This is a genomic window from Amycolatopsis japonica, assembly GCF_000732925.1.
GTDB classification, from domain to species: Bacteria; Actinomycetota; Actinomycetes; order Mycobacteriales; family Pseudonocardiaceae; genus Amycolatopsis; species Amycolatopsis japonica.
Window position 1 is genome coordinate 7,395,520 of sequence record NZ_CP008953.1, and the last position, 25,240, is coordinate 7,420,759.

Below are 25,240 nucleotides of genomic sequence, written 5' to 3' on the forward strand. Positions count from 1 at the left end.
CGACGTCGTCACCGTCCGGAGCGGCGGCATCGCCGCGAACAGGAGTTGTCGGGTACGCGAACGCGGGGCCCGCCGCGAAAGCGGGCCCCGCGATCACGCCTCAGGAACGTCCGGTCAGCGCGAACGCGAGCATGGCCGTCGAGGTGAAGTCGATGGCGGGCTCGTTGCTCGGCCACGAGGCGAGGTCGTCGGCGTAGCGGGCCTCGGGGGTGTCGAAGGCTTCGAAGGGCTTCTTGCATTCCTTCGAACCGGGCGGGAGCTCCATGTGCTCGAAGTTCTCCGCTCCGTTGGGGCCGTTCACGACGGCGCCGTAGAGCAGTTTCTCTTCGCCGGCGAGGTTCGCCGCCTGGTGGTGCGGGCACCGCGGGTACGTGGTGCCGACGCCGACGACCAGCGAGATGCCCCAGGCGTTCGCGCCGAGGGTGAAGTTCCGCTGCTGCGAACCGAACGCCGCGTACCGGCGGTCACCGGTCAGGTCCGCGTACAGCCGCTCGGTCGCGGCGAACCCGAAGCTCTTGCTGGCCGCGTCGAATTCCTTCACCGAGACGGCGGTCCGGAAAGGACTCTGAGCCGCGCTCGCGACACCTTCGTCGAGCTGACGCCGGAGGTCGCCGACCAGTTCCTTCTGGCCGAGCGCGGCACCCGGGACGCCGTGCCGCAGGAGCTTCGCCAGTTCGGCGTGCGCCAGCGCGCTGGTGTCGTACAGGTTGAGCGTGCTCTTCTCTTCGACGTCGACGTAGGCCTTCGCCCAGTGCGCCGCCTGCCGTGTCCATTCGGCCGACCGCGGGTCCCGCAGGGCCTTGGCAGCCAGAGCGAGCTGCGTCGCGCCGAGTTCCATGTCGTCCCGCCAGGACGATTCCGGGTAGTACGCGTGCGGGAACGCGGTGACCAGCTCGCCGACGTTCTCGGTCTTGGCCTGCGCGAACACCGAGGCGGCCTCGGCGAAGTACTTCCTTGCCAGCGACGGGTTCCGCTTCGCCTCGACCTGGGCACCGAGCGCGAACGCGGCGGCGACACGGCCGGCGAGGTTCGGGCTGAGCGCGGAACCGCCGGGGTTCGCCGGGAAGACCGGCCGGTGCTTCACGAAGTACTTGGGGTCACCCGGCTTCACGTCGAGCGGGTCGTCGTCGTGCGGGTTCCGCCAGACGTCGTGGTCGCCGAGGAAGCCGAACTTGTCACTGCCCGTCCCGATGCCGACCTGGGCGTAGAGCGTCTTGCTCTTCTCGTCCCACATCTTGTCGAGCCAGTCGAGACCGAGCTTGACCTCCTTGGCCAGCGCCCGGTCGTAGTCCTCGCGGAGCACGTATCCCAGCTCCGCCAGCGAATACGCCGTGTTCGAGGTGAACTTGACGAAGTCGCCCGCGTCGACCCAGCCGCCCTCGACGTCGATCGGCCCGCCCGACGGCTTCAGCGGTTCGGTGATCTCGTCACCGAATTCACCGCCGAACGCGGGCCATTCGTAGACCGTGGCCTGCTTGTCGGCCAGATGCGAGGGTTTGCGGTCGAGCCTGCCGGGGATGATGTCGTCACCGTCGCGCTGCGCCTGGAAGAACTCGTTGGTGGCGCGGACGAGCGGCGTGAAGAGCCGGTCCTTGGTGTCCACTCGGAACGTCGGCGACGTCGCCTTGGTCTCGCCGGTGACCTCGATCCGGTACTTGCCCGGCAGCCAGACCTTCGACAGGTCGAGCTGGTACACCGCCGGGTACTTCGCGTTCCAGGCGCCGAGCGACTGTCCGGTCCGTCCATGATGGACGGTCCGGCCGCGTTCGTCGATCACCGAGAACGAACCCGGCGCGCTGGAGAGGAGATAGGCGTGCTTGGTCTCGGTGATGCCGTAGCCGACCTGGTCGACCCGGACCTCACCTTGTACCGCCGCCGCGGCCGAAACCGCCGGAACCGTCAAACCCCCGAGGACCAGTGCCGAAACCGCGGCCACCGTCCGGGACCAGGAACTCACCATCATCGGCGCCCCGCTCGAATTAGTTAAGAAAGTTTCCTTTTTATGGCGCAAGACGCTAGCGTCCGGAACGCCACCAGTCAATATGTCCGTTTCGGCGGTCGAAAGTCACCGGATCCGGGCGTTGTTGGCGGGTATCCGTCCTGCTCACCCCGGATCCCCGCCGGGAAATCGTCTACCGTGGTCGGGTGCCGTCCAAGCCGAACGGGGCAGAACCACTCGGCGCGCGGATCCGGCGGTTGCGCCGGGCACGCGGGCTGACCCAGCGTGAGCTGGCCGAGCCCCGCTACGACCGCGGCTTCCTCGCCAAGGTCGAGTCGGGCGGCCGCCTGCCCTCGGACGACGTGCTCTCCCACCTCGCGCGACGGCTCGGCCTCACGCCGGACGAGCTTCGCTTCGATCGGCCGCCGGGTGCCGCCGAGGAACTCACCGCCGCCCTCGAAACCGCGTATCGCGAGTTACAGAAGGGCGGACTCGAAGCCGCGGAGCGCGAATTCTCCCGTGTGGAGCGACGTGCGGCCGAGTACCGGCTGCCGGACGTCCAATGCCACGCCCGCTTCTATCTCGGCGAAGTCCAGTGGCAGCGTTACGACATCCCGTTGGCGGACAAGGGTTTCGCGCACGCCATGGAGCTCGCCGACGCCGCTTCGCCCCGGTTGCGCGCGATGATCGTCAACCGGCTGGCCGCCTGCCGCGCACTGTCGGGCGATCTGGGCGCGTCGGTCGCGCTCGTCGAAACGGCGCTCGCCGAACTCCGCAGCACCGGCGCGAGCGACCCGGACGCCGAACTGGCACTGCTGACCGCGTTGATCCATCCGCTCATCGAAATGGGCGCGCTGCGCCGGGCGCGCCGGGCCGCCGAAGAAGGCCGCCGCGTCCTCCCTTCCGCCCACCGCAAGGACATCTCCGCGCGCTATCACCGGCAGGCGGCGCAACTGTGGCAGGAGATCGGTCTGGTCGACCGCGCGGAGAAGGACCTTTCGCGGGCACTTCGGCTGTTCACGTCGATCGGCTACGACCGTGACGCCGCCCGAAGCCGCTGGGCCCGTGGCTTCCTGTGGCGACGACTGGGAAAACTCGACGAGGCGCACGCCGAACTCCGGCTCGCGCGCGACCTGCTCGCCAAGGCCGGATCACAGGAGGGCGTACTCGGCGCGACGATCGAGCTCGCCGACGTCCGCCGCCGCCAAGGGGAACTCGACGAGGCGGCCGAACTCGCCGAAGGGATCCGGCCGCTTCTGGATCGATCCCCCGATATCGAGGCGAGGGCCGAGGTTCTCCGGTTACTGGGACTCATCGCCCGCGCCCGCGGCGATCTGCCCGGGGCGACCGCGTTGCTCGAAGAAGCCGCCTCCGCACAGGAAAAGTCCGAACTACGCGGCGCGCTCGTCGCCACCTCACTGCATTTGGGCGACACGTTGCGAGCCCGCGGATTAATCGAAAGAGCGGCGGAGGCCTATCGGCGCGGTGTACGCGCGGCCGCTATGTCCGATTCCGGGCCGGCGGACTGAAAACCATACGAAAGTCGCCATATATCGCACATGGCGGGAAAAACTCTTACTACACAGGGATTTTATTCCTTGCATGTGGATCTTCATCCGCCCCGCTAGGCCATCCGGCCCATTGACGGCCTTGTGAGCGGCTCCTTTACTCGGACGTGTCCATCGGGATAACTCCAGTTATCCGAATGGGCACGCTCCCCGTCCCCCGCCGTGCACCCGCACCGGTCTGATTCCCCGCCGCGCCACTGGCCGTCCGGGTACACGGTCCTGCCCATGGAAGGTTCACATGACCGTTCAGCGAGGGCTCAGAACAGGGTTGGCGGCTGTCGCCGGCCTTGCCCTGAGCATGACGTTCCCGGTGACCCCGGCGAACGCGACCACCGCCACCATCCAGCCCGCGAGCCCCGACGCCGTGGCCGCGAGCGCGGCCGACCAGGCCGCCGCGGCCGGAGTGGATCACCTGCGAAGGGGAGCCAACGAGGACTTCCGTCGCGTCGGGCTGACCCAGGGCGGCGGAGGACTCTTCTACGCCGCTTACGAACGAACCTACCGTGGCCTGCCGGTCGTCGGCGGGGACGCGGTGGTGGTCGCCGACGGCGCCGGACGCGTCCGCGGCACCAGCGCGGCGGAGACCGCGACGATCTCGGTCGACACCAAGGCCAGGATCTCCGCGGCGAAGGCGACCGAGGTCGCCCGCGGCCAGCTGTCCAAAGTAGACAGTGTGGTCGCGCCGAAGCTCGTCGTGCTGGCGGGGAACTCCCCCAAGCTCGCCTACGAGGTCGTCGTCGCGGGCACCAAGGCGACGGCACCGAGCAACCTGCACGTGTTCGTGGACGGCGCTACCGGCGCGGTGCTCGAAACCCGTGACGACGTCAAGATGTCGAACCTCCCGACCGCGGCGAAGAAGTCCACGTCGAACGAGCTCGGCACACTCGGCGCCGGGAACAGCTACTACGTCGGCAACGTCACCATCGACACGACGAACTCCGGCGGCACGTACACGATGCGCGACCCGCAGCGCAGCAACATCAGCTGTGCCCGCCAGAACGGCTCGCCCTACAGCGGACCGGACGACAACTGGGGCAACGGCTCCGGCACCGACCTGGAAACCGCTTGTGTCGACACGCTCTTCGGCGTCCAGACCGAGTGGAAGATGCTGAGCGAATGGCTCGGCCGCAACGGCATCAACGGCAACGGCGGCGGCTTCCCCGCCTACGTCGGCCTCAACCAGGTCAACGCCTACTGGAACGGCTCTTCGACCACCTTCGGCCACTCGCAGGACAACCAGCGCCAGGCCACCCCGATGGACGTCGTCGCGCACGAGTACGGCCACGCCATCTTCCAGACCACGCCGGGCGGCGCGGGCAGCGGCAACGAGAACGGCGGGCTCAACGAGTCCACCGGTGACATCTTCGGCGCCATCACCGAGCACTACGCCAACAACGCCAAGGACGTCCCGGACTACGACGTCGGCGAGGGCGTGAACCTGGTCGGCCAGGGCCCGATCCGCTACATGAACAAGCCGAGCAGGATCTCCGGCAACCCCGACTGCTACACGTCGTCCATCCCGAACACCGAGGTGCACGCCGCCGCGGGCCCGCAGAACCACTGGTTCTACCTGCTCTCCGAGGGCACCGCGCCGGTCGGCAAGCCGGCCAGCCCGACCTGCAACAACACCTCGATCACCGGGATCGGCATCCAGAAGGCCGCGAAGATCTTCTACAACGGCCTGCTGAAGAAGACCTCCAGCTGGAACCACAAGGCCGCCCGCAAGGCGACCCTCGAAGCGGCGCTCGCGCTGTACCCGGGTTCCTGCACCGAGTTCAACACCACCAAGGCGGCGTGGGACGCGATCAGCGTCACCGCCGCGACCGGTGAGCCGACCTCCTGCACGCCGTCCGGCCCCGACTTCTCGGTCGGCGTCACCCCGGCGTCCGGCTCGGTCAAGCCGGGCGAGTCGGCGACCGTCACGGTGAACACCGCGACCGTCAACGGTGCGGCGCAGTCGGTGAAGCTCACCGCTTCCGGCCTCCCGGCCGGGGCGACCGCGACGTTCAACCCGGACACCGTGCAGTCCGGCGCCTCCTCGACGCTCACCATCGCGACGTCGGCGAGCACCCCTGACGGCACCAGCACCATCACGGTGACCGGCACCGCGGCGAGCGGCACGCACACCGCTCAGTACAAGCTGACCGTCGGCACCGGCGGCGACCTGCGGACGTACACCAACGACACCGACTACGCGATCAACGACTACGGCACGGTGAACAGCCCGATCTCCTCCACCGCCACCGGTAACGCGGTGTCCCCGGTGAAGGTGACGGTCACCGGTACGCACACCTGCTCCGAGGACCTCCGCATCAGCCTGCGGGCGCCCGACGGCAGCACGTATTCGGTCAAGCCCACCGGTTCCCTGCCCTGCACCGACCTGGGCACGCGGAACTACTCGGTGAACGTGACCAACGAGGTCGCGGCGGGCACCTGGACCCTCGTGGTCTACGACGCCTACGCGCAGGACACCGGCACGCTCTCCAGCTGGTCGATCACCGTCTAGTTCCCGACTCCACAAGTCCGTGAAGGCCTCCTTGAGGGACCCAGGGTCCCTCAAGGAGGCCTTCACGGACCATCACCCAGAAAGGAACACCCCGGCATGAAGTGGGGAAAGCGAATAGGAGCGGCCGTCGTCGGCATGGCCGCCGTACTCGGTGTCGTCACCGCGCCCGCGCAGGCGACCACCACCGCCGCACCGGACATCTCGCTCGCCAACGTCAAGGCGCATCTGAGCGCGTTGCAGACGATCGCCAACCAGAACGGCGGCAACCGCGCCTCCGGGCGGCCGGGCTATCCGGCATCGGTGTCCTATGTGGCACAGAAACTGCGCGACGCCGGCTACAACGTCACGCTGCAGACCTGTTCGAGCTGCGCGGGTTCGAGCCAGAACGTGATCGCGGAATGGCCGCAGGGTGACGCGAGCCAGGTCATCATGCTCGGCGCGCACCTCGACAGCGTCAGCGCCGGTCCCGGTATCAACGACAACGGCTCGGGTTCGGCCTCGATCCTCGAAGTCGCCCTGACGCTGGCCCGCGAGAACCCGACGATGGCCAAGCGCGTCCGCTTCGGCTGGTGGGCCGACGAGGAGTCCGGCCTGCGCGGTTCCAAGTTCTACGTCAACAGCCTGCCGCAGACCGAGCGCACGAAGATCAAGACCTACCTGAACTTCGACATGATCGGCTCCGACAACTGGGGCTACTTCGTCTACGACGACGTGGCTTCGGTCAAGGCGGTGTTCGACGAGTACTTCCGGACGATCGGCATCCAGACCGAGGGCGACACCGAAGGCGACGGCCGTTCGGACCACGCGTCGTTCAAGAGCGCGGGTATCCCGGTCGGCGGCCTCGCGACCGGTGCCGGCTACACGAAGAGCTCCGCGCAGCAACAGAAATGGGGCGGCACCGCCGGACAGGCGTTCGACAGCTGCTACCACCGCGCGTGCGACACGCTGTCCAACATCCCGGACACCCCGCTGGAGAAGAACAGCGACGCGATCGGCTACGCGCTCTGGAAGCTCGCCGTCGGCACGTCGACGGGCCCCGACTTCTCGCTCGGCCTGACCCCGTCCTCGGGCACCGTCCAAGCCGGACAGTCGGCGACCGTCACGGTCAACACCACGACGACTTCCGGTGCGGCACAGGCGGTTTCGCTGAGCGCCAGCGGCCTCCCCGCCGGAGCCACCGCGACGTTCAACCCCGCTTCCGTGCAGTCGGGCGGTTCTTCGACGCTCACCATCGCGACGTCGGCGAGCACTCCCAACGGCACCAGCACGATCACCGTGACCGGTGACGGGACCTCGGTGGACCGCACGGCGCAGTACACGCTCACCGTCGGCGACGTCAGCGTGCGCACGTTCACCAACGGCACCGACTACGCGCTCAACGACTACGCGACGGTCAACAGCCCGATCACGTCCAGCGCGACGGGCACGGCGACGTCGCCGGTCAAGGTGTCGATCACCGGGACGCACACCTGCTCCGAGGATCTGCGGATCAGCCTGCGGGCGCCCGACGGCAGCACGTATTCGGTCAAGCCCACCGGTTCCCTTCCGTGTACCGACCTCGGCACGCGGAACTACTCGGTTCCGGTGACCAATGAGGCCGCTTCCGGCACTTGGACGCTCGTGGTCTACGACGCCTACGCGCAGGACACCGGCACGCTCGACAGCTGGACGATCACCGTCTGACCATCCGAATGGCGAGGGCCATCTCACGAGGACACCCGGCCTCGTGGGATGGCCCTCGTACGTGAGGGGGAATTTCGGACAACTCTTCGATATCTGGTCTAGACCACCCGATCGTCGGTAGCGGGGGCCGGGCACCGCGACCTATGTTGAGCCGAACGGCCGCTTCCTGTTCGTTCAAACCGCTTTCGAGATGGGAGCTGGGTATGTTCGGTCGCGTCTCACGGCTGCTCGCAATCACCGGCGCGGCGGTACTCGCCGTCACCACACTCGTCGTCCTGAGCCCGGCACACGCCTCGCCCGACGCCGAGGTCTGCGCGGTCAAATCGAAGCCCGCGGGCAAGGTCCTGCAAGGCTATTGGGAGAACTGGGACGGCGCTTCGAACGGCGTCCATCCGCCGCTGGGCTGGATCCCGATCACCGACGCCCGGATCAAAGCCAATGGATACAACGTGATCAACGCTGCCTTTCCGGTCATCCTGTCCGACGGAACGGCCAAATGGGAGGATGGGATGGACGCGACTGTGAAGGTCGCGACCCCGTCCGAAATGTGCGCCGCCAAGGACGCGGGCGCGACGATCCTGATGTCCATCGGCGGTGCCACCGCGGGGATCGATCTGAATTCGGCCACCGTGGCGGACAAATTCGTCGCGACCATCGTGCCGATCCTGAAGAAGTACAACTTCGACGGGATCGACATCGACATCGAAACCGGCCTCACCGGCAGCGGGAACATCAACACGCTTTCCGCGTCTCAGAAGAACCTGATCCGCATCATCGACGGCGTCCTCGCCGCGATGCCGCCGAACTTCGGGCTCACCATGGCCCCCGAGACCGCGTACGTCACCGGCGGCAGCGTCGTCTACGGCTCCATCTGGGGCGCGTACCTGCCGATCGTCAAGAAATACGCGGACAACGGCCGGCTGTGGTGGCTGAACATGCAGTACTACAACGGAAGCATGTACGGCTGCTCCGGCGATTCGTACCAGGCCGGGACGGTCCAGGGTTTCGTCGCGCAGACCAACTGCCTCGACAAGGGCCTGGTGATCCAGGGCCAGACGATCCGCGTTCCCTTCGACAAGCAGGCCCCCGGCCTGCCGGCGCAGGCGGGCGCGGGCGGCGGTTACATGTCGCCGAGCCTGGTTTCCCAGGCGTACCGCAGCATTCCTTCGCTCAAGGGCCTGATGACCTGGTCGATCAACTGGGACGGTTCGCGGAACTGGACCTTCGGCCAGAACGTGAAATCCCTGCAGGGCCGCTGACCTCCCGTGTCGTCCGTCTGATCACGCGAGTTCCGCCCCTAATCACATGAGTTCCGCCTTCAATCACGTGAGTCCCGCGTTTCGACCACCTGGGCTCACCGGGAGGAAACGGCGAACTCGCGTGATCAGAGGCGGAACTCGCGTGATTGAAGGCCGATCTCACGAGTCGTATCGTTCTCGGTCATGGGCGAGGAGGTCGGCGGACGACTGCGGCGGCTGCGCGCCGAACGCGGCCTCACCCAGCGCGAGCTCGCCGAGCCCCACTACACCGCCGCGTACGTCTCGTCCGTCGAGACGGGCGCGCGGACGCCGTCCGGCGACGCGGTGCGCCATTTCGCCACCCGGCTCGGCATGGACACCGGTGAGCTGTTGGGCGTGACTTCGCCGCGCGACGACGTCCGGCTCGACCTGGACATCGCGGCGGCCGCGGCGGACTTCCTGGCAGGGAACGGTTCGGCGCCGAAGATGCGACGTCTGGCGCGGCGGGCGGAGGAGATCGGCCGTGACCGCCAGGCCGGACTCGCCTGGCTGTGGCTCGCGCGATTCGCCCGCGGCGACACCCAGCCCCGGCTGGTGGCCGCCGCCGAAACCGCACTCGCGGCCGACATCCCGTCGTACCGGGGACTGGCCGCCGCGCTGCGGGCGAACGTCCTGGTCGGCCGGGGCGAGCCGCACCACGCGATGCACCTGCTCCGGACCGCGCTCGACGCGAGCCTCGACCGGCATCCGCATCCAGTGCTCCTGCTGACCCTGCACGCGTACCTCGCCGACGGGCAGCTCCGTCTCGGCGAGACCGTCCAGGCCGCGCATCACGCGGGAGAGGCACTGCGGCTGGCTCGCGGCGACGAGGAGTTCCTGGCCGAACTCGCCGAGAACCAGCGCCGGCTGGCCGAGGCGTATCTCGATGAAGGACGGGTGGCCGACGCCGTCGCCGCCGTGTCGGCGCTGCACGACCTGCTCCACGAACGAGCCCTGCGGCCGGTGCTGGCCCGGTGCCTGTTCGCGCGAGCGCTGGTCCGGCGTGCCGACGACCTCGAAGGCGCTCTCGCGGACCTTCGCGCGTCACGCGCGGCCGCGCCCGATCACGCCGTCACGCTGGAGCTCGCCGACGTCTGCCGCGAATTCGGTCGTCTCGACGACGCCGCCGGTCTACTCTCCGAAGCGGCCGAAGCCATCCCCGCGGACTCGCCGCTCTCCGCGTCCCTCGTGTTCCAGCAGGGGTCGCTGGCGCTGGCTCGCGGAGACCTCGAAGCAGCCGAAGCGGGCTTCGCGCACGCCATCGACGTAGCGGCCCTCCGCGACGCTCGCGGCGTCTTGGCCGCTTCGATCGACAAGGCGGGAGAGCTGCTTCGCGATCAGGGGCGATTCGAAGAGGCCGCGGACCTACTGCGGCGTGGACTGCTCCTTCTCGGAGCCGAGGAGGACGTTTCTCAGTGACCGAAGTGGACTTGGACGACATCAGCGCCCGTTTGGTCGGCCGCTTCGGCGCCGATGCCGAAGGGTGGCTCGCCGGTGTGCCCGCCCTCGCCGAACGCCTGGCCTCCCGATGGGACTTCGCACTCGGCGAGTTGTTCGACAGCGGAGCCTCGTCCGTCGTCCTTCGCTGCCGATGGTCCGACGGGACACCGGCGGTGCTCAAACTCAGCCCGGACGGGCCGCTGCTGACCAAACAGCTCGAAATGCTGCGGGTGTTCGCGCCGTCGGGGCGGGTGCCCGCGGTCCTGGCCGCCGACGCGGACGCCGGCGCGATGGTGCTGGAGGAGATCCAGCCGGGCACCGAAGCCGAGCACCTGCCGTCATCGACCCTGCCGGCGCAATGGGGAGATCTGCTCGCCGCCCTGCACTCGGTGGCCCCGCCCGAAGGCTGGCCGTGGAGCCTGCGCGGCCGGTTCGAGGAGTCCTTCGACCGGATCGGCCGTCGCATCACCGAACCGGCCATCTCCGCCCGGGTCGGCCCGGCCACCTGGCGGCGGGCGATCGAGCGCTGCGAGAGACTGCTGGACACGCAGGCCGACGTCGTGCTGCTCCACGGCGATCTGCATCTCGGCAACGTCCTGGACGGCGGCCCGCGCGGCCTGATCGCGATCGACCCGAAGGCGTGCGTGGGTGATCCGTGCTTCGACGCCGTCGACTACGTGGTGGGCGGCGCCGGACGCGAGGGTGTCGAAGCCCGGTGCCAGGTGGTGGCGACCGCGTGCGGGCTCGACGGCGACCGGCTGTACGCCTGGAGCCGCGTGATCGCGCCCATGTTCGCCATCTCGCACCTCACCTACGGCGGCCCGGAGGAGGCTCTCGACGAGTTCCTCGCCCTGGCTAGCTGAGGGCCTATCGGCGGAGCTTGAGGTGTCTCGGAAAGTGACCATACGCGTGAACCCGCCCGGCCGAAGGCCCCGCTATCGCGGTGGCAGGGCGCCCGATCCGCTGTCGTGACGTGCCTTGCCGGCGAGCGCCCTGCCGACGTCGATCGCGGACGCGGGTTCACCTTCAGACACTGAGGAACGCGCGCAGCACCGAAGCGACCTGCCGGATCTCGCCCGCTCGCACGTTCTCCTGGCGGGTGTGCGCGAGCGTCGGGTCGCCGGGCCCGAAGTTGACCGCAGGGATCCCGAGAGCCGCGAAGCGCGCGACGTCGGTCCAACCCAGCTTCGCGACCGCCTTACCGCCGGCCGCCGCGACCAGCTCGGCCGCCGCGGGAGCGCTCAGCCCGGGCAACGCTCCTGGCGACAAGTCGACAACCTTGACGTCGTAGCCCTCGAAGAGCTCGCGAAGGTGCGCTTCGGCCTGCTCGCCGCTCCTGTCAGGAGCGAAGCGGTGGTTGATCGTGAGCACGGCCTCGTCCGGCACGACGTTGCCCGCGACCCCGCCGCCGATCTTCGTGGCCTGGAGCCCTTCGCGGTAGGTGAGGCCGTCGATGTCGACCACGCGCGGCGTGTACTCGGCCAGCCTGCGCAGCGGTTCGGCGAGACCGTGGATCGCGTTGACGCCCATCCAGCCGCGCGCCGTGTGCGCGCGGGCGCCTTCGACGCGGATCTCGATCCGCATCGTGCCCTGGCAGCCGCCCTCGATTCCGCCGTTCGACGGCTCACCGAGGATCGCGAGGTCGGCCCGCAGCCACTCGGGCAGCTCGCGCTCTATTCGGCCGAGGCCGTTCTTCGTCGCTTCGATCTCTTCGCAGTCGTAGAACACGAAGGTGACGTCGTGCTTCGGCTCTCGAAGGGCAGCGGCGAGGTGCAGGAAGACCGCGTCGCCGCTCTTCATGTCGACGGTGCCCAGCCCGTGCAGGATCTCGTCGTCACCGGTCCCCTCGCGGCGCACGGGCATGTTCTCGTTGACCGGAACGGTGTCGAGATGCCCGGCCAGCAGCACCCGCGACGGACGGCCGAGGTTCGTGCGGGCGAGGACCGCGTCACCGTTGCGGATCACCTCGAGATGCGGTGCCTGCGCCTGGAGCGCGGCCTGCACGGTGTCCGCGATGACCTTCTCCTCCTCCGAGACGCTGAAGATGTCCACCAGCGCGGCAGTGAGGTCGACGGGGTCGGCGTGCAGATCGAGCGAAGGCATGCCCGCACCGTACCGCCGGGCGCCCGGGGCTACCGTGAAGGAGTGCGCATGCGAACGATCTTGGTCGCCCTCCTCCTGGTACTCAGCGGCTGTGGATCGGCGGAAGTCCCGGTGAAGGTCCGTCCGACCCAGAGCACCGGGCCGGACGTGCTGCCGATCAAACTCAAAGCGCTGACGACCGACCAGTGCTACCTGGCGCCGGGGACCGAATCGCCCAAGGGCTGCCAGAAGTACGTCACCGAACTCTCCAGCGCCGCGGGCACCATCCGCAAACGCCGCCCGGACCTGTCGTCGCACGCCGACGTCCTCGACCGCCCGATCGCCGCCTTCCGTGCCGCGAACTGCCAGGACGTGACGGCTCCCGGCGGACCGTGCGGCCAGGCGCTCGGCGACATGGCCGCGGCGCTGACCAGTGTGAAGAGCCTCGTCGGCGGCTGACGAGGGTCACTGGGTTACCGTTCAGGACGTGAGCGAGCAGACCCCTGATCCCGAAACGACCGGCGCCACCGGCGTCGGACTGGCCACCGTCACGACCGACGGCACGGTGCTGGACACCTGGTTCCCGCTGCCCAAGCTGATCGACGGCGCGGAAGGCAAGGCCGGCACGGTGCGGCTGACCGCCGAGGAGGCCTCCGAGGCCCTCGGCGAGGCCGCCGCCGCCCAGCTCGGCCCGGACACCGACCGCGGTGTCGAGGTCGTCGCGGTCCGCACGACCATCGCCCGGCTCGCCGACGCCCCCGGCGACACGCACGACGTCTACCTGCGGCTCCACCTGCTGTCGCACCGTCTGGTCCGGCCGCACGGCGCGAGCCTCGACGGCATCTTCGGCCTGCTGGCGAACGTCGTGTGGACCAACCACGGGCCGTGCCCCGTCGAGGGCTTCGAGGCGACCCGGCTGCGGCTGCGGGCGCGCGGCAACGTCACCGTCTACGGCGTGGACAAGTTCCCGCGGATGGTGGACTACGTCGTGCCGACCGGCGTCCGCATCGCCGACGCCGACCGCGCCCGCCTCGGCGCGCACCTGGCCAACGGCACCACGGTCATGCACGAGGGCTTCGTCAACTTCAACGCCGGCACGCTCGGCGCCTCGATGGTCGAAGGCCGGATCTCGGCGGGCGTCGTGGTCGGCGACGGCTCCGACGTCGGCGGTGGCGCATCGATCATGGGCACGCTGTCCGGCGGCGGCAAGGAGACCATCTCGATCGGCGAGCGCTGCCTGATCGGCGCGAACGGCGGCGTCGGCATCTCGCTCGGCGACGACTCGGTCGTCGAGGCGGGCCTGTACGTCACGGCCGGCACGAAGGTGACCTTCGAGGGCAAGGTCGTGAAGGCGCTGGAGCTGTCCGGCATCTCGGGCGCGGTGTTCCGGCGGAACTCCGGGACCGGCGCCGTCGAGGTCGTCGCACGCACCGGCGTCGGCATCGAGCTGAACGCGGCCCTGCACGCCAACTGACCTGCGAAAAGGGAGCAAGGGACCTTTGCTACCACTCTCCCCCGGAGGGCGGTAGCAAAGGTCCCTTGCTCCTCTCACGGCCTGGACCACCTTGCCGGTTCACCTAGAATTCATCTTGTGACAGCCGAGACCCTGCCGCGCAAGAACGTCCCTTCGACCACTCCTGCCGCGCTCGGGCTCGGCGACCGGCCCGCGAAAGCGGGGCCGGGCGATCCGGCGGCCACCCACGTCCGGGTCAAACTCGACGTCGAGATCCGCGCCCTCCTCGCGCACGAGCCTGGCACCAAATCCGGTGCCGACCCCGAAGACCTCCACCAGATGCGGGTCGCCCTGCGCCGCATGCGGAGCGTCCTCAAACTCTCGGGCCGCCTCGTCGGCCCGGACGCCGAGCCCGTGCGCACCGAACTCGGCTGGCTCGGCCAGTCCCTCGGCGACGTCCGCGACTACGACGTCCTGATCGGGCACCTCCGCGAGGTGGTCGCCGAATTCGAGGTGCGCGACCAGCCCGCCGCGCGCCGTCTGGTCTCGAAGTTCGTCACCGAACGCGGTGTCGCGAAGCGGCGGCTCACCCGGGCGCTCGCCAGCCCCCGGTACGCCTCGATGTTGCAGGACATCGGCCGTCTCGCCCGGCAGCCCGCCACCGAGGAAGCCGCCGCCGAAAGTCCCCAGACTTCCGCCGATCTTGTCGCCGGTCTCGCGAAGCCGCATCGAAGGCTCGCGAAGGCCGTGAAGGCGCTTCCTGCCGATCCCCCGGATGACGACCTTCACGCGCTTCGCATCTACGGCAAGAAACTCCGCTACGCCGCCGAAATGGCCAAGCCCGCGGCGAAGAAGAAGCAAGCGGAACGGATTCAGCGGCTGATCAAGGCCACGAAGAACTTCCAGACCGTTCTCGGGGAGCACCAGGACGCCTGCGTCGCCGCGGATCGGATGCGTGGCGTGGTGGCGTCCGTCGACGCCGAAGTCGCGTTCATCGCGGGCCGGGTCGCGGAGAAGGAACTACTGCGCCGCGCCGAGGTCCGTGCCGTATGGCGCGACGTCTGGGCGGAGGTCGACGCGGCCGCTCAGGCGGTGAGCCCGCGGATGTAGCCGTCCGGGCGGATCTCCACCTGCCGCCTGTTCTCGGCTTCGTACGCCGCGAAAGCGTGCCCGCCGACGTCTTCGAAGTCCACATCGGTCAGTGCGCTGCCCGGCGGCAGGATCCGCCGCGCGCCTTCGGGCGCCGCACCGTCGCCGAACACCAGCAGCGTCGCCTGCGGGCCGCGCAGCAGCTCGAACAACCGGACGGATTTGCCGTTCGCGTCCTTCAGCGGCGCGTCCGGGGCGCGGTCGCCGGGCCGGATCCGGCCGGTCGCCGCGGGCGCGAGCGGGCCGCCGCGGTAGCCGATGTCGAGCTGACGCGTGTTCTCGCCGCGCTCGTGCGCGTCTTCGGTGCCTTCCTTGTACTTCTCGAGGATCTCGGCGCTGATCTTCAGCACCCGCGCGGCGACCCCGCGACGCTCGGCCTCGTAGCTGTCGAGCAGCTCCGGTGAACCGTCGGCGAGTTTCCAGCCCAGGTTGTACGCGTCCTGGACGCCGGTGTTGAGCCCTTGCCCACCGGTCGGCGGGTGGACGTGTGCCGCGTCGCCGGCGAGGAACACGCGACCGTCACGGAACCGCTCCGCGAGCCGGATATTGGGCCGCCACACCGTCGACCAGGCGAGGTCGTGCAGCCGGACCCCGCCGCCGGACAGTTCGTCGAGCCGGGACTGCAACGTGCCGAGCGACGCCTCGACCTCCTCCTCGCCCAGTGGCGCGCCGAACTGGAAATGCGGCACTCCCGGCAGCGGCGTGAGCACGATCCCCGACATCGGATCCTCGCGCTTGGCGAACCAGTGCCCGTACGCGCGATCGAGCCCCTCGGCCTGGACGTCGCCCAGCAGCATGCGGACCGACTCGTCGGTGGTGCCCTCGAACGCGATCCCGAGCGCCTTGCGCACGAAACTCTTCCCCCCGTCCGCGCCGACGAGGTAGTCGACCCGGACGCGCTCGCCCGGCAGTTCGGCGGTCACTCCGTCGGCGTCCTGCTCGAAACCGAGCAGTGGCGTGCCGAGCTCGACCTGGACGCCGAATTCGGCGAGCCGCTCACGAAGGATCCCCTCGGTCCGCGACTGGCCGAGGAAAAAGCCGTTCGGGTACGGCACGTCCGGCGTCGGCTCGGCGAGCTCGGCCATCCACCGCTCGCCGACGACTTCGCCGCCCAGATGGATCTTCATCGCCACGGGCGGCTGTCCGGCGGCCAGCACCGCGTCCAGGACGCCGAGGTCCTCGAAGACCTCCAGCGTGCGCGGCTGCAGGCCGTCGCCGCGCGAGCCCTCGAAGAACGTCTCGGCCTTCTCCACGATCCGCACGCCGACGCCGCGGCGCGCGAGGTCGATGGCCAGCGTGAGCCCGGTCGGCCCGGCTCCCGCGATCAGCACCTCGGTCATCTCTCTCCTCCAGTGAATTGAGATTCAGTGAATCTGAATTCACTATGCTCGTTGCTAGCCTTCCGTGTCAAGGAGGTGCCGATGACGGCGATGAGCCGCAAGGAGAAGGCGGCGGAGACCGAGGCCGCGCTGAAGGAGGCGGCGAAGCGCGTTTTCGCGGCGAAGGGGTACCTGAACACCAAGATCACCGACATCACGGCGGAGGCCGGACGCGCGGCGGGTTCGTTCTACAACCACTTCGCGAGCAAGGAAGAACTGCTCGAAGCGCTTCTCGAGGATCTGGCGGCGGAGAGCGACGTCAACGCGGCCTCACCGGAGCACATCCCCGACTTCACCGACCCGCAGGCCGTACGCTGGCACGTCTGCGCGTACTGGGATTTCCACCGTGACAACGCGGCGACGATGCTCGCGCTACGCCAAGCCGCGATGGTCAGCGACGAGTTCGCACGCACCTATGCGCGCTTCGGCGCCGCCCAGGCGGCAGATCTCCTGGACCACCTCGGGTACATCACCGCGGCGGGTATGGAGCTTCCGGCGTCGGAGCGGGTCACGCTCGCGATGATGGCCGAACTGGTCAACGGTTTCGCGCACACGTGGCTGCTCGACCCGTCGGCGATCTCCGAAGAAGAGGCCGTCGAGGCGCTGACGCGGTTCGTCTACCGGGGTTTCACCGGTCGCGACGTGCCATGAAAGGTCCTTTCCTTGCGAAATTTGCAAGGAAAGGACCTTTCATGGCACGCGATGGGGCGCACGAAACGCGCCGAAATCAGGCGGTGAGCCGCTCCACGGCCGCGTCGATCCGCTCGTCCGTCGCCGTCAAGGCGATCCGGACGTGGTTCCCGCCGGTCGGCCCGTAGAACGTGCCCGGCGCGGCGAGGATCCCGCGGCCGGCGAGCCAGTCGACCGTGTCGAGCGCGGATTCGCCGCGCGTGGACCAGAGATACAGTCCCGCCTCGGAGTGTGAGATCTCGAAACCGCTGTCCAGCAACGCCTTCCGCAGCACCAGCCGACGGCGCGCGTAGCGTTCCCGTTGCACGGCAAGCGCTTCGTCGTCCTTCAGCGCGGCGACCATGGCCTCCTGCACCGGCCGCGGCACGATCAGCCCGGAATGCTTGCGGATCTCCAGCAGGCCGGCGACGAGCTTCGGGTCACCGGTGACGAATCCGGCGCGATAGCTCGCGAGGTTCGCGGACTTCGACAGCGAATGGACGGCCAGCAGACCGTCGAGGGAGCCGCCGTGCACGTCCGGGTGCAGGATCGACACGGGCTCGCTTTCCCAGCCCAGCGCCAGATAACACTCGTCGGACACCACGACGACGCCGCGTTCCCGCGCCCAGTCGACGACCTTGCGCAGGTGGTCGACACCGAGCACACGCCCGGTCGGGTTGGACGGCGAGTTCAGCCACAGCATCGACGGCCGCTGCGGGCCGAGCGCGAACGTGCTGTCCGCGCGCAGCAGCGAAGCACCCGCCAGCAGCACGCCGACCTCGTAGGTCGGGTACGCCACCTCGGGGATGACGACGAGATCACCGGGGCCGAAGCCCAGTTGCCGCGGCAGCGAAGCGACCAGCTCCTTCGAGCCGATCGTCGGCAGCACGGCGGCCTCGGGAACACCCGAGATGCCGTGCCGCCGCGAAAGCGCTTCGATCGCGGCGGCCCTGAGCTCGGGGATCCCGTGCGTGGTCGGGTACCCCGGGATCTCCGACACGGACGCGAGCGCCGCGCGGATGCTCTCGGGGACCGGGTCCACCGGCGTGCCGATCGACAGGTCGACGATGCCGCCGGGATGTGCCTGGGCCTTCGCCTTGGCTTCGGCGAGGGAATCCCAGGGGAAATCGGGAAGAGCGACCCGGCTCATTCGCCCTGCGGGGGAAGAGCCTTGATGAAGGCGGGGTCGTGACTGGTCTTGCCGACCTTGGAGGCGCCACCGGGCGAGCCGAGTTCGTCGAAGAAGTCGACGTTGGCCTTGGTGTAGTCGTTCCACTCGTCGGGGACGTCGTCCTCGTAGTAGATCGCCTCGACGGGGCAGACCGGCTCGCAGGCACCGCAGTCGACACATTCGTCCGGGTGGATGTACAGCATGCGGTCACCCTCGTAGATGCAATCCACGGGGCACTCGTCGATACACGCCTTGTCGAGCACGTCGACGCAGGGCTCGGCGATCACGTAGGTCACTGCGTACTCCTGCTTTATCTCTGCTTCACCAGTCTGCAACGGACATTACGCGCCCACGGGCGCTACCGGCCCGCTTAGGCCACCCTTATCGCCTACCCCGGGTATGGGCTTTCAGCGGTCCTTCCGGCGCGGCGGCGGAGTGGCCCTGCTGTCCCCGGTGATGCGGAACTGCGGCGCGGCGGGCTTCGCCACTGCTGAGTCCTTCTCGTCCTGCTCGACGGCCTTTTCCGCGCCCAACGCCCGGTTGAAGCCGTCGGAGATCTCGCGAACCAGGTCTTCGTTGTGCCTGTCGTCCTTGCGCGCGATGCTCATCGGGGTCCCTCCACTGCCTTCCTTGGCACAATCTAACCGTGAACAGTGCGGAAATGCTCGAGCTCACCTGTAGCCGCGCTTGGACTCCCCTGCTGGAGAGCCGGATCGGCGACTGGAGGCTCCGCTGGGCGGACGGGTTCACCGCCCGGGCCAACAGTGCCCTGGCGATCGGTGACCCGGGAAAACCGCTGCCAGACGCCCTGCGGGCGGTCTGTGACTTCGCCCACGATCATGCCATCCCCGCGGTCGTTCAGGTGATCCAGAACACGTCTCTCGAAGACGACCTCGCCGCCTCCGGCTGGGTCCACCATGTGGAACACAAGCCCGCGCACGAGGTTCGCCTGCTCACCGGGCCGCTCTCACTCGGGACCTCGGCGGAAGCGGTGATCCTCGACGAGCCGACGTCCGGATGGTGGGAGATGACGGCGGGCAGCGCCGACCCGCCGGAGGCGCCGCGCCACGTCCTCGGCACCGGCAAGGTCGGCTTCGGGATCGTGGAGCTGGACGGTGTCACGGCCGGCGCGGTGCGCGGGGCGGTCGTCGGCGAGTGGCTGCACATCGCCCGTTTGGAGGTACGGCCGGAGTTCCGGCGGCGGGGGCTGGCCCGCGGGCTGATGAACGCCGTGGGCGCCTGGGGCGCCGGTCAGGGCGCGACCGGGATGCTCCTGCAGGTCGCGATGGCGAACTCCGGCGCGCTGAAGCTGTACGAAAGCCTGGGCTGTACGGAGCACCACAGATACCGCTACTGGGCCCCGGGACCCGGCGCGTGCGAGGATCGCCCGTCGTGAAGGTCGTCATTTTGGTCGGCGGAGTGGGCGGGGCCCGCTTCCTGCTGGGGGTCAAGCAAGCACTGGGTCTGCCCGCGACCGGCTCCGCGCCGGAATCGCCGCACGAGGTGACCGCGCTGGTGAACACCGGGGACGACGTGTGGATGCACGGTCTGCGCATCTGCCCGGACCTGGACACCTGCATGTACACCCTCGGCGGGGGGATCGACACCGAACGCGGCTGGGGCCACGCCGGTGAGACCTGGACGGTCAAGGAGGAGCTCGCCGCCTATGGCGCCGAGCCGACCTGGTTCGGCTTGGGTGACAAGGACATCGCGACGCATCTCATCCGTTCGCGGATGCTGCGCGCGGGCTATCCGCTGTCCCAGGTCACCGAGGCGTTGTGCGATCGCTGGCAGCCGGGCGTGCGCCTGCTGCCGATGTCGGACGACCGCGTCGAAACGCATGTCGTGATCGACGATCCGGAGGATCCGGACCAGCGCAAGGCGATCCACTTCCAGGAGTGGTGGGTGCGGTACCGCTCCGAGCCGAAGGCGCATTCGATCATCGCCGTCGGCGCCGACGAGGCCAAGCCGGCGCCGGGTGTGCTCGACGCGATCGCGGCCGCCGACGTCGTGCTGTTCGCGCCGTCGAACCCGGTGGTCTCCGTGGGCACGACGCTCGGTGTCCCGGGAATCCGCGACGCGCTGCGGAAAACGCGCGCCAAGGTCGTCGGTGTCTCGCCGATCATCGGCGGGAAGGCGTTGCGCGGTATGGCCGACGCGTGCCTGAGCGCGATCGGCGTGGAGACCTCCGCCGAAGCCGTCGGGCGGCATTACGGTTCCCGCAAGGAATCCACCGACGGTGTGCTCGACGGCTGGCTGGTCGCCGAGGGCGAAACCGTCGACGTGCCGGGGGTCGCGGTCCGCGACGTACCCCTGCTGATGTCCGATGTGGACGCTACGGCCGCCATGGTGCGCGCGGCCTTCGATCTGGCTGGAGTTCCCGTTGAGTGACCACGCTTCGGCGAAGATCGAGATCCTCCCGGTCGAGGGCCTGCCGGAGTTCCGGCCCGGCGACGACCTGACCGGCGCGATCGTCGAGGCGGCCCCGTGGCTGCGTTCGGGCGACGTCCTGGTCGTGACGAGCAAGATCGTCTCCAAGGCCGAAGGCATGCTGATCCGCGTCCCGTCCGATCCCGAGGAGCGTGACGCCGCCCGGCGCAAGCTCGTCGAGGAGGAGTCCGTCCGCGTGATCGCGCGGATCAACCGGACGGTGATCACCGAGAACAAACTCGGCATCGTGCAGGCGGCGTCCGGTGTGGACGCGTCGAACGTGGCCTCCGGTGAGGTCGCGCTGCTGCCGTCGGATCCGGACGCGTCCGCGCTCGCGCTGCGGAACGGGCTGCGCGAGCGGCTCGGCGTCGAGATCGCGGTCGTGGTCACCGACACGATGGGCCGCGCGTGGCGGGTCGGGCAGACCGACGCCGCGATCGGCGCGTCCGGCCTGCGGGTGCTGCATTCGTACGCGGGCGAGGTCGACGGCCAGGGCAACGAACTCGCCGTCACCGAGGTGGCGATCGCCGACGAATTGGCCGCCGCGGCGGATCTGGTGAAGGGCAAGCTCGGCGGGACGCCGGTCGCCGTCGTGCGCGGCCTTCGGCTCACCGACGACGGCTCGACCGCCCGGAACCTGCTCCGGCCGGTCGAGGAGGACCTGTTCCGCCTCGGTACCAACGAATCCATCGCGCAGGGCCGACGGGAAGCCGTGCTCGCGCGGCGTTCGATCCGGTCGTTCACCGACGAGCCGGTCGATCCCGAAGTGTTGCGCCGCGCGGTCGGGACGGCGCTGACGGCGCCCGCGCCGCATCACACGAAGCCGGTCCGGTTCGTGTGGCTGCGCGAGGAAGGCTTGCGCCGCAAGCTTCTCGACGCGATGAAGGCGTCGTGGCAGGCCGATCTCGAAGGCGACGACTTCACCGCCGAGCAGGTCGCGAAACGGCTCAGCCGCGGCGACATCTTGTACAACGCGCCCGAGGTCGTGGTGCCGTTCCTCGTCGCCGAGGGCGCGCACACCTACCGCGACGACCGCCGGAACGCTTGCGAACACACGATGTTCACCGTCGCCGGTGGAGCGGCCGTGCAGGGCCTGCTGGTCGCGCTCGCCGCCGAAGACCTCGGCTCGTGCTGGATCGGGTCGACGATCTTCGCGTCCGCCATCGTGCGCGACGTCCTCGGCCTCGACGAGCGCTGGGAACCGCTCGGCGCGGTCGCAATCGGCCATCCCGCCGCCCTCCCGCCCGCGCGCGGCCCCGTCGAACCCGGTGAAGGACTTCTCGAGCTGTGACCCTGCACGACGACGTCGTGTCCACATTGTCCGGTTGGCGACCGGTGGACGCGGCCCAGGAATCCTTGCGCCAGGCCTATCTCGGCTTCCTCGCCGCGCGAGACGACGTCTGCCGTCGCGAATGCGCGGCCGGGCACATCACCGCCTCGGCCGTCCTTCTCGACGCCGACGCGGAGAACGTGCTCCTCACCCTGCATCCGCGGGTCGGACGCTGGCTGCAGCTCGGCGGGCATTGCGAACCCGGCGACGCGACGCTCGCGGACGCCGCTCTTCGTGAGGCACGCGAAGAATCCGGCATCGAAGACCTCGTGATCGACCCGGCTCCGGTGCATCTCGACGTCCACCCGATCACGTGCTCGCTCGGCGTGCCGACCCGGCATTTCGACGTGCGTTTCGTGGTGCGCGCACCCCGCGGGGCGCAACCGGTCCAAAGCGACGAATCGGACGATCTTCGTTGGTGGCCGGTGAATTCCCTCCCGAAAGGGTCGGAAGATCTCGCCGAACTGATGGAAGCCGCCGTGCCCGCGGCGTCCGGCCGTTAGGGTGTCGGCTGACGTTCTTAAGGGGGAATGATGCTGACGACGCTGACGCCATACCTGGACCGGGTCCGGGTCCACAGCAGCGGTGACGGTGAAGGCTTCGGCTGGTTTCTGCTGGTGCTGGCGATCATCGTCGTCATCATCGTGATCGTGGTGATCATCGTGAAGGTCAACCAGGCGAAGAAGCCGCCGATGACCTTCCCGCAGAACCCGAACTTCGGCGGTGGCGGCCCGGCTCCGGGCTTCCCGCCGCCGCCTCCGCCCGCCGGTGGTCCCGCCCCGCAGGGCAACTGGCAGCAGCAGCCCGGTTTCCCGCCTCCCCCTCAGCCCGGCTTCGGCCAGGCGCCCGGCTTCCCGCCGCCTCCGGCCCCGGCCCCGGCGGGTTTCGCGCCGCCGCCCGGCGCCCCGGCGCCCAGCCCGTTCGGCGCGCCCGGTATGCCTCAGCCCGGTTTCCCGCCGCCTCCTCCGCAGGCCGGGCCGCCGATCGACCCGAACGCGGACCGCACACAGGTCGTGTCCCCGCAGCAGCAGGCGGCCGCCGACCGGACGCAGGTGGTCTCCCCCGTGAACGCCGACCGGACGCAGGTGGTGTCCGGTGACGCCACCCAGGTCGTTCCCGGTGGCGGCGGCGACCGGACCCAGGTGGTCCCGCCCAGCCAGTAACCCCAGCAGGGAGAAAACCGCATGGTCAGGGTCGACCCGAACTCTTCGGTCCCGCCGTTCGAGCAGGTCCGCACCGCATACGCGGAGCGGATCAACGACGGCACGCTGCCCGTCGGGGCGAAGCTGCCGACCGTGCGGAAACTCGCCGAAGACCTCGGCATCGCCCCGAACACGGTCGCCAAGGCCTACCGCGAACTCGAAGAAGCCGGCCTCATCGAAACCCGTGGCCGGGCGGGGACGTTCGTGAGCGCGGTCGGTGACGAGAGCCGGGAGCGGGCGCGGCAGGCCGCCGCCGACTACGCCGCGCTGACCAGGAAGCTGGGGCTCGGCCGCGACGAGGCCAAGGCGATCGTCGACGCCGCGCTGGGCTAGCCTCGCGGAATGGGAGTCTCCGTGTTGATGCTGCTGGTCCTCATCCTGTTCCTCGCCGGGGTCGGCGTCGGGATCTTCTTCCTGGTGAAGGCCCTCAACAAGCCGAAGCCCCCGGTGTACCCGTACCAGCAGTACCCGCAGCAGCAGCCGCAGTACCCGAGCCAGCAGCAGCCCTACCCGCCGCAGGGCTGGGGCAACTGAGTCACATCGCGCGGTAGTCGCGGAGTTCGATCTTCGGCCCGAACCTCGGCCGCCGGAAACCGGCCGTCGAGAGGTAGCGCACCACGCGCTGCCGCTGCGGCGAATACGGCGCCAGCACTTCCGACATCCCGGCGTCGTCGAGTTTCGTGCCGACGAGCGCGTGCCCGACCATCGACGGGATGTTGTAGTCGCCGAAGCTGACCGCGTCCGGGTCTCCCCAGGCGCGCTGCGCGATCTCCGCCGCGGTCCACACGCCGATGCCGGGCACCTTCCGCAGCCAGGCCCGGCCTTCGACACCCTTCAGTTCGACGGCCTTCTCCAGGCGCGGCGCGACACGGGCCGCCGCGATCAGCGTCGTCCGCCGTTTCAGATCCACCCCGGCGCGATGCCATTTCCAGTCCACAATGGATCGGATGGCGACGGGCGTCGGCGGCACGCGCAACCGTGACGGCCCCGGTCCTGGCGCCGGTTCGCCGAACCAGCGGCACAGTTCGCCCCACGACCGCAGGGCCTCCGTACTGGTCACCTTCTGTTCCAGCACGGCGAGCACCAGCGCGTCCCACACCCGGCCGGTCGAGCCGAGGCGCAGTCCCGGGTTCCGGCGCCGAGCCGACGCGACGACGTCGTGGTGCGCGACGAATCCGGAGTCGTCGTCGTGCGCGCCGAGCATCGCCGGGACTCCTTCGAGCAGCCTTTCCGCGCCGGGCCCCCAGGCCTCCGCCTCGATCTCGCCGTCCGCGCGCCGCAGCAGCGCGAGCGTGCCCGCGCCGTCCGCGGTGTTCACGGCCAGCCAGGTGACCCCGGCCTCGGTCCGGACGACGTTGGGCGAACGCGACCCACGGCTCAGCGGGCCCAGAACCGTGTCCAGGTCCAGCTCGAAGGCAGGACGGAATCGCACACACGGAAACTACCCGGCACTCGGCTAGGGTGAGCGGGCCACCCGAACCCGTAAGCCTATGGAGGACAGCGACGATGACCGAGCGACCGGCGAAGGCCTCGATCGTCAGCGGGTACTTCAACCCGCTCCACCAGGGCCATCTCGACCTGTTCGAAGCCGCTCAGGCACGGTCGGGCTACCTGATCGTCATCGTCAACAACGATCACCAGCAGGTCCTCAAGAAGGGCAGGGTGATCCAGGTCGAGGACGTCCGGGCCCGGATCGTCCGCGCGCTGCGCATCGTCGACGACGTGTACATCGCCGTCGAGCAGGGGCCGGGCATCAACGAGTCGTTCGACCTGATCCGCGCGGCGTACCCGGACACGGAGCTCGAGTTCTGCAACGGCGGGGATCGGCGCAACGTCGACGAGCTGCCCGCCGACGAGGTCGAGGCCGGGGCCCGGAACGACATCTCGATGATCTACGGCATCGGCGGCACGGACAAGGCCGACTCCAGCACCCGGATCCTTTCGGACATGGAAGCCTGACAC

General features: G+C 69.3%; 25 protein-coding genes. 18 read left to right on the forward strand and 7 right to left on the reverse strand.

Annotation, left to right across the window (positions count from 1 at the left end; all coding sequences use genetic code 11):
* Positions 1-100: 100 nt before the first annotated feature.
* Positions 101-1,963: a glycoside hydrolase family 9 protein gene (locus tag AJAP_RS33970; RefSeq protein ID WP_038519131.1), complete on the reverse strand. Its 1,863-nt coding sequence runs from the start codon at positions 1,961-1,963 to the stop codon at positions 101-103.
* Between the two features lie 182 nt (positions 1,964-2,145).
* Here AJAP_RS33970 and AJAP_RS33975 point away from each other — a divergent pair, with 182 nt between their 5' ends.
* The 6 genes from AJAP_RS33975 (at position 2,146) to AJAP_RS34000 (ending at position 11,276) form a co-directional block, all read left to right on the forward strand.
* The gene (locus AJAP_RS33975; protein ID WP_084098423.1) at positions 2,146-3,468 is read left to right on the forward strand and encodes a helix-turn-helix domain-containing protein; all 1,323 of its coding nucleotides are present in this window, start codon (positions 2,146-2,148) and stop codon (positions 3,466-3,468) included.
* 277 nt (positions 3,469-3,745) lie between these two features.
* Positions 3,746-6,013, forward strand: coding sequence for a M4 family metallopeptidase (locus AJAP_RS33980; RefSeq protein WP_148311611.1), 2,268 nt, complete (start codon positions 3,746-3,748; stop codon positions 6,011-6,013).
* A gap of 96 nt (positions 6,014-6,109) precedes the next feature.
* Positions 6,110-7,696, forward strand: a complete 1,587-nt coding sequence (locus tag AJAP_RS33985) for a M28 family peptidase (RefSeq protein ID WP_038519135.1) — start codon at positions 6,110-6,112, stop codon at positions 7,694-7,696.
* Between the two features lie 203 nt (positions 7,697-7,899).
* Positions 7,900-8,955: a chitinase gene (locus AJAP_RS33990; RefSeq protein ID WP_038519138.1), complete on the forward strand. Its 1,056-nt coding sequence runs from the start codon at positions 7,900-7,902 to the stop codon at positions 8,953-8,955.
* Between the two features lie 183 nt (positions 8,956-9,138).
* Positions 9,139-10,392 (forward strand): helix-turn-helix domain-containing protein, encoded by a 1,254-nt coding sequence (locus AJAP_RS33995; protein ID WP_038519141.1) that lies wholly within the window; start codon positions 9,139-9,141, stop codon positions 10,390-10,392.
* Positions 10,389-11,276 (forward strand): aminoglycoside phosphotransferase family protein, encoded by an 888-nt coding sequence (locus AJAP_RS34000; RefSeq protein WP_174492063.1) that lies wholly within the window; start codon positions 10,389-10,391, stop codon positions 11,274-11,276. The genes AJAP_RS33995 and AJAP_RS34000 overlap by 4 nt, the downstream gene beginning before the upstream one ends.
* A 163-nt stretch (positions 11,277-11,439) precedes the next feature.
* Here AJAP_RS34000 and dapE read toward each other — a convergent pair whose 3' ends face one another.
* Entirely contained in the window at positions 11,440-12,516 is a 1,077-nt protein-coding gene (dapE, locus tag AJAP_RS34005; protein ID WP_038519142.1) for a succinyl-diaminopimelate desuccinylase, read from the reverse strand.
* A gap of 42 nt (positions 12,517-12,558) precedes the next feature.
* Between dapE and AJAP_RS34010 the strand changes: the two genes are divergently transcribed.
* The 3 genes from AJAP_RS34010 (at position 12,559) to AJAP_RS34020 (ending at position 15,058) form a co-directional block, all read left to right on the forward strand.
* On the forward strand, positions 12,559-12,954 hold the full coding sequence (locus tag AJAP_RS34010) for a hypothetical protein (protein ID WP_051972676.1): 396 nt from the start codon (positions 12,559-12,561) through the stop codon (positions 12,952-12,954).
* Between the two features lie 28 nt (positions 12,955-12,982).
* Complete coding sequence (gene dapD / locus AJAP_RS34015; protein ID WP_038519147.1) at positions 12,983-13,969, forward strand: 2,3,4,5-tetrahydropyridine-2,6-dicarboxylate N-succinyltransferase; 987 nt, start codon at positions 12,983-12,985, stop codon at positions 13,967-13,969.
* Between the two features lie 117 nt (positions 13,970-14,086).
* Positions 14,087-15,058 carry a CHAD domain-containing protein gene (locus tag AJAP_RS34020; protein ID WP_038519149.1) on the forward strand — a complete coding sequence of 324 codons (972 nt, stop codon included), beginning with the start codon at positions 14,087-14,089 and terminating at the stop codon, positions 15,056-15,058.
* Here the strand turns inward: AJAP_RS34020 and AJAP_RS34025 are convergent.
* A complete protein-coding gene (locus AJAP_RS34025) occupies positions 15,034-16,437 on the reverse strand; it encodes an FAD-dependent monooxygenase (protein WP_038519152.1) in 1,404 nt (467 codons plus the stop codon). The two genes, AJAP_RS34020 and AJAP_RS34025, sit on opposite strands and share 25 nt — an antisense overlap.
* Positions 16,438-16,518: 81 nt before the next feature.
* Between AJAP_RS34025 and AJAP_RS34030 the strand changes: the two genes are divergently transcribed.
* The gene (locus AJAP_RS34030) at positions 16,519-17,127 is read left to right on the forward strand and encodes a TetR/AcrR family transcriptional regulator (RefSeq protein ID WP_038519154.1); all 609 of its coding nucleotides are present in this window, start codon (positions 16,519-16,521) and stop codon (positions 17,125-17,127) included.
* 76 nt (positions 17,128-17,203) lie between these two features.
* Here the strand turns inward: AJAP_RS34030 and dapC are convergent, their stop codons facing one another.
* The 3 genes from dapC to AJAP_RS34045 all read right to left on the reverse strand — a co-directional run bounded on the left by dapC (position 17,204) and on the right by AJAP_RS34045 (position 18,924).
* On the reverse strand, positions 17,204-18,295 hold the full coding sequence (gene dapC / locus AJAP_RS34035; protein WP_038519157.1) for a succinyldiaminopimelate transaminase: 1,092 nt from the start codon (positions 18,293-18,295) through the stop codon (positions 17,204-17,206).
* Positions 18,292-18,612, reverse strand: coding sequence for a ferredoxin (gene fdxA / locus AJAP_RS34040; RefSeq protein WP_016331413.1), 321 nt, complete (start codon positions 18,610-18,612; stop codon positions 18,292-18,294). The genes dapC and fdxA overlap by 4 nt, the downstream gene beginning before the upstream one ends.
* A gap of 111 nt (positions 18,613-18,723) precedes the next feature.
* Positions 18,724-18,924, reverse strand: coding sequence for a hypothetical protein (locus tag AJAP_RS34045; protein WP_038519160.1), 201 nt, complete (start codon positions 18,922-18,924; stop codon positions 18,724-18,726).
* Positions 18,925-18,977: 53 nt separating this feature from the next.
* Here AJAP_RS34045 and AJAP_RS34050 point away from each other — a divergent pair, with 53 nt between their 5' ends.
* Genes AJAP_RS34050 through AJAP_RS34080 form a run of 7 tightly spaced genes read left to right on the forward strand, consistent with a single transcriptional unit; the run spans position 18,978 to position 23,812 of the window.
* A complete protein-coding gene (locus tag AJAP_RS34050) occupies positions 18,978-19,712 on the forward strand; it encodes a GNAT family N-acetyltransferase (protein WP_038519163.1) in 735 nt (244 codons plus the stop codon).
* Complete coding sequence (gene cofD / locus AJAP_RS34055; RefSeq protein WP_038519166.1) at positions 19,709-20,707, forward strand: 2-phospho-L-lactate transferase; 999 nt, start codon at positions 19,709-19,711, stop codon at positions 20,705-20,707. The genes AJAP_RS34050 and cofD overlap by 4 nt, the downstream gene beginning before the upstream one ends.
* Entirely contained in the window at positions 20,700-22,037 is a 1,338-nt protein-coding gene (locus AJAP_RS34060) for a coenzyme F420-0:L-glutamate ligase (protein WP_038519168.1), read from the forward strand. Before cofD ends, AJAP_RS34060 begins: the two co-directional genes overlap by 8 nt.
* Positions 22,034-22,579, forward strand: a complete 546-nt coding sequence (locus AJAP_RS34065; RefSeq protein ID WP_038519171.1) for an NUDIX hydrolase — start codon at positions 22,034-22,036, stop codon at positions 22,577-22,579. The genes AJAP_RS34060 and AJAP_RS34065 overlap by 4 nt, the downstream gene beginning before the upstream one ends.
* 30 nt (positions 22,580-22,609) lie before the next feature.
* Complete coding sequence (locus tag AJAP_RS34070; protein WP_228694712.1) at positions 22,610-23,239, forward strand: hypothetical protein; 630 nt, start codon at positions 22,610-22,612, stop codon at positions 23,237-23,239.
* 21 nt (positions 23,240-23,260) lie between these two features.
* The gene (locus AJAP_RS34075) at positions 23,261-23,611 is read left to right on the forward strand and encodes a GntR family transcriptional regulator (protein ID WP_037332219.1); all 351 of its coding nucleotides are present in this window, start codon (positions 23,261-23,263) and stop codon (positions 23,609-23,611) included.
* Positions 23,612-23,620: 9 nt separating this feature from the next.
* Positions 23,621-23,812, forward strand: a complete 192-nt coding sequence (locus AJAP_RS34080; RefSeq protein ID WP_038519177.1) for a hypothetical protein — start codon at positions 23,621-23,623, stop codon at positions 23,810-23,812.
* 1 nt (position 23,813) lies between these two features.
* On the opposite strand, the gene AJAP_RS34085 is transcribed toward AJAP_RS34080, so the two are convergent.
* A complete protein-coding gene (locus AJAP_RS34085; RefSeq protein ID WP_038519179.1) occupies positions 23,814-24,710 on the reverse strand; it encodes a DNA-3-methyladenine glycosylase family protein in 897 nt (298 codons plus the stop codon).
* Between the two features lie 74 nt (positions 24,711-24,784).
* On the opposite strand from AJAP_RS34085, the gene AJAP_RS34090 reads away from it, so the two are divergent.
* On the forward strand, positions 24,785-25,237 hold the full coding sequence (locus tag AJAP_RS34090) for an adenylyltransferase/cytidyltransferase family protein (protein ID WP_038519182.1): 453 nt from the start codon (positions 24,785-24,787) through the stop codon (positions 25,235-25,237).
* The last annotated feature ends 3 nt before the right edge of the window (positions 25,238-25,240 follow it).

What these genes read in the sequence shown, in the direction of transcription:
- AJAP_RS33970 (WP_038519131.1), bottom strand. Translation starts at nt 1,963, where the DNA reads ATGATGGTGAGTTCCTGGTCCCGGACGGTGGCCGCGGTTTCGGCACTG.
- AJAP_RS33980 (WP_148311611.1), top strand. Translation starts at nt 3,746, where the DNA reads ATGACCGTTCAGCGAGGGCTCAGAACAGGGTTGGCGGCTGTCGCCGGC.
- AJAP_RS33985 (WP_038519135.1), top strand. Translation starts at nt 6,110, where the DNA reads ATGAAGTGGGGAAAGCGAATAGGAGCGGCCGTCGTCGGCATGGCCGCC.
- AJAP_RS33990 (WP_038519138.1), top strand. Translation starts at nt 7,900, where the DNA reads ATGTTCGGTCGCGTCTCACGGCTGCTCGCAATCACCGGCGCGGCGGTA.
- AJAP_RS33995 (WP_038519141.1), top strand. Translation starts at nt 9,139, where the DNA reads ATGGGCGAGGAGGTCGGCGGACGACTGCGGCGGCTGCGCGCCGAACGC.
- dapE (WP_038519142.1), bottom strand. Translation starts at nt 12,516, where the DNA reads ATGCCTTCGCTCGATCTGCACGCCGACCCCGTCGACCTCACTGCCGCG.
- AJAP_RS34025 (WP_038519152.1), bottom strand. Translation starts at nt 16,437, where the DNA reads ATGACCGAGGTGCTGATCGCGGGAGCCGGGCCGACCGGGCTCACGCTG.
- AJAP_RS34030 (WP_038519154.1), top strand. Translation starts at nt 16,519, where the DNA reads ATGACGGCGATGAGCCGCAAGGAGAAGGCGGCGGAGACCGAGGCCGCG.
- dapC (WP_038519157.1), bottom strand. Translation starts at nt 18,295, where the DNA reads ATGAGCCGGGTCGCTCTTCCCGATTTCCCCTGGGATTCCCTCGCCGAA.
- AJAP_RS34045 (WP_038519160.1), bottom strand. Translation starts at nt 18,924, where the DNA reads ATGAGCATCGCGCGCAAGGACGACAGGCACAACGAAGACCTGGTTCGC.
- AJAP_RS34050 (WP_038519163.1), top strand. Translation starts at nt 18,978, where the DNA reads ATGCTCGAGCTCACCTGTAGCCGCGCTTGGACTCCCCTGCTGGAGAGC.
- AJAP_RS34070 (WP_228694712.1), top strand. Translation starts at nt 22,610, where the DNA reads ATGCTGACGACGCTGACGCCATACCTGGACCGGGTCCGGGTCCACAGC.
- AJAP_RS34075 (WP_037332219.1), top strand. Translation starts at nt 23,261, where the DNA reads ATGGTCAGGGTCGACCCGAACTCTTCGGTCCCGCCGTTCGAGCAGGTC.
- AJAP_RS34080 (WP_038519177.1), top strand. Translation starts at nt 23,621, where the DNA reads ATGGGAGTCTCCGTGTTGATGCTGCTGGTCCTCATCCTGTTCCTCGCC.
- AJAP_RS34090 (WP_038519182.1), top strand. Translation starts at nt 24,785, where the DNA reads ATGACCGAGCGACCGGCGAAGGCCTCGATCGTCAGCGGGTACTTCAAC.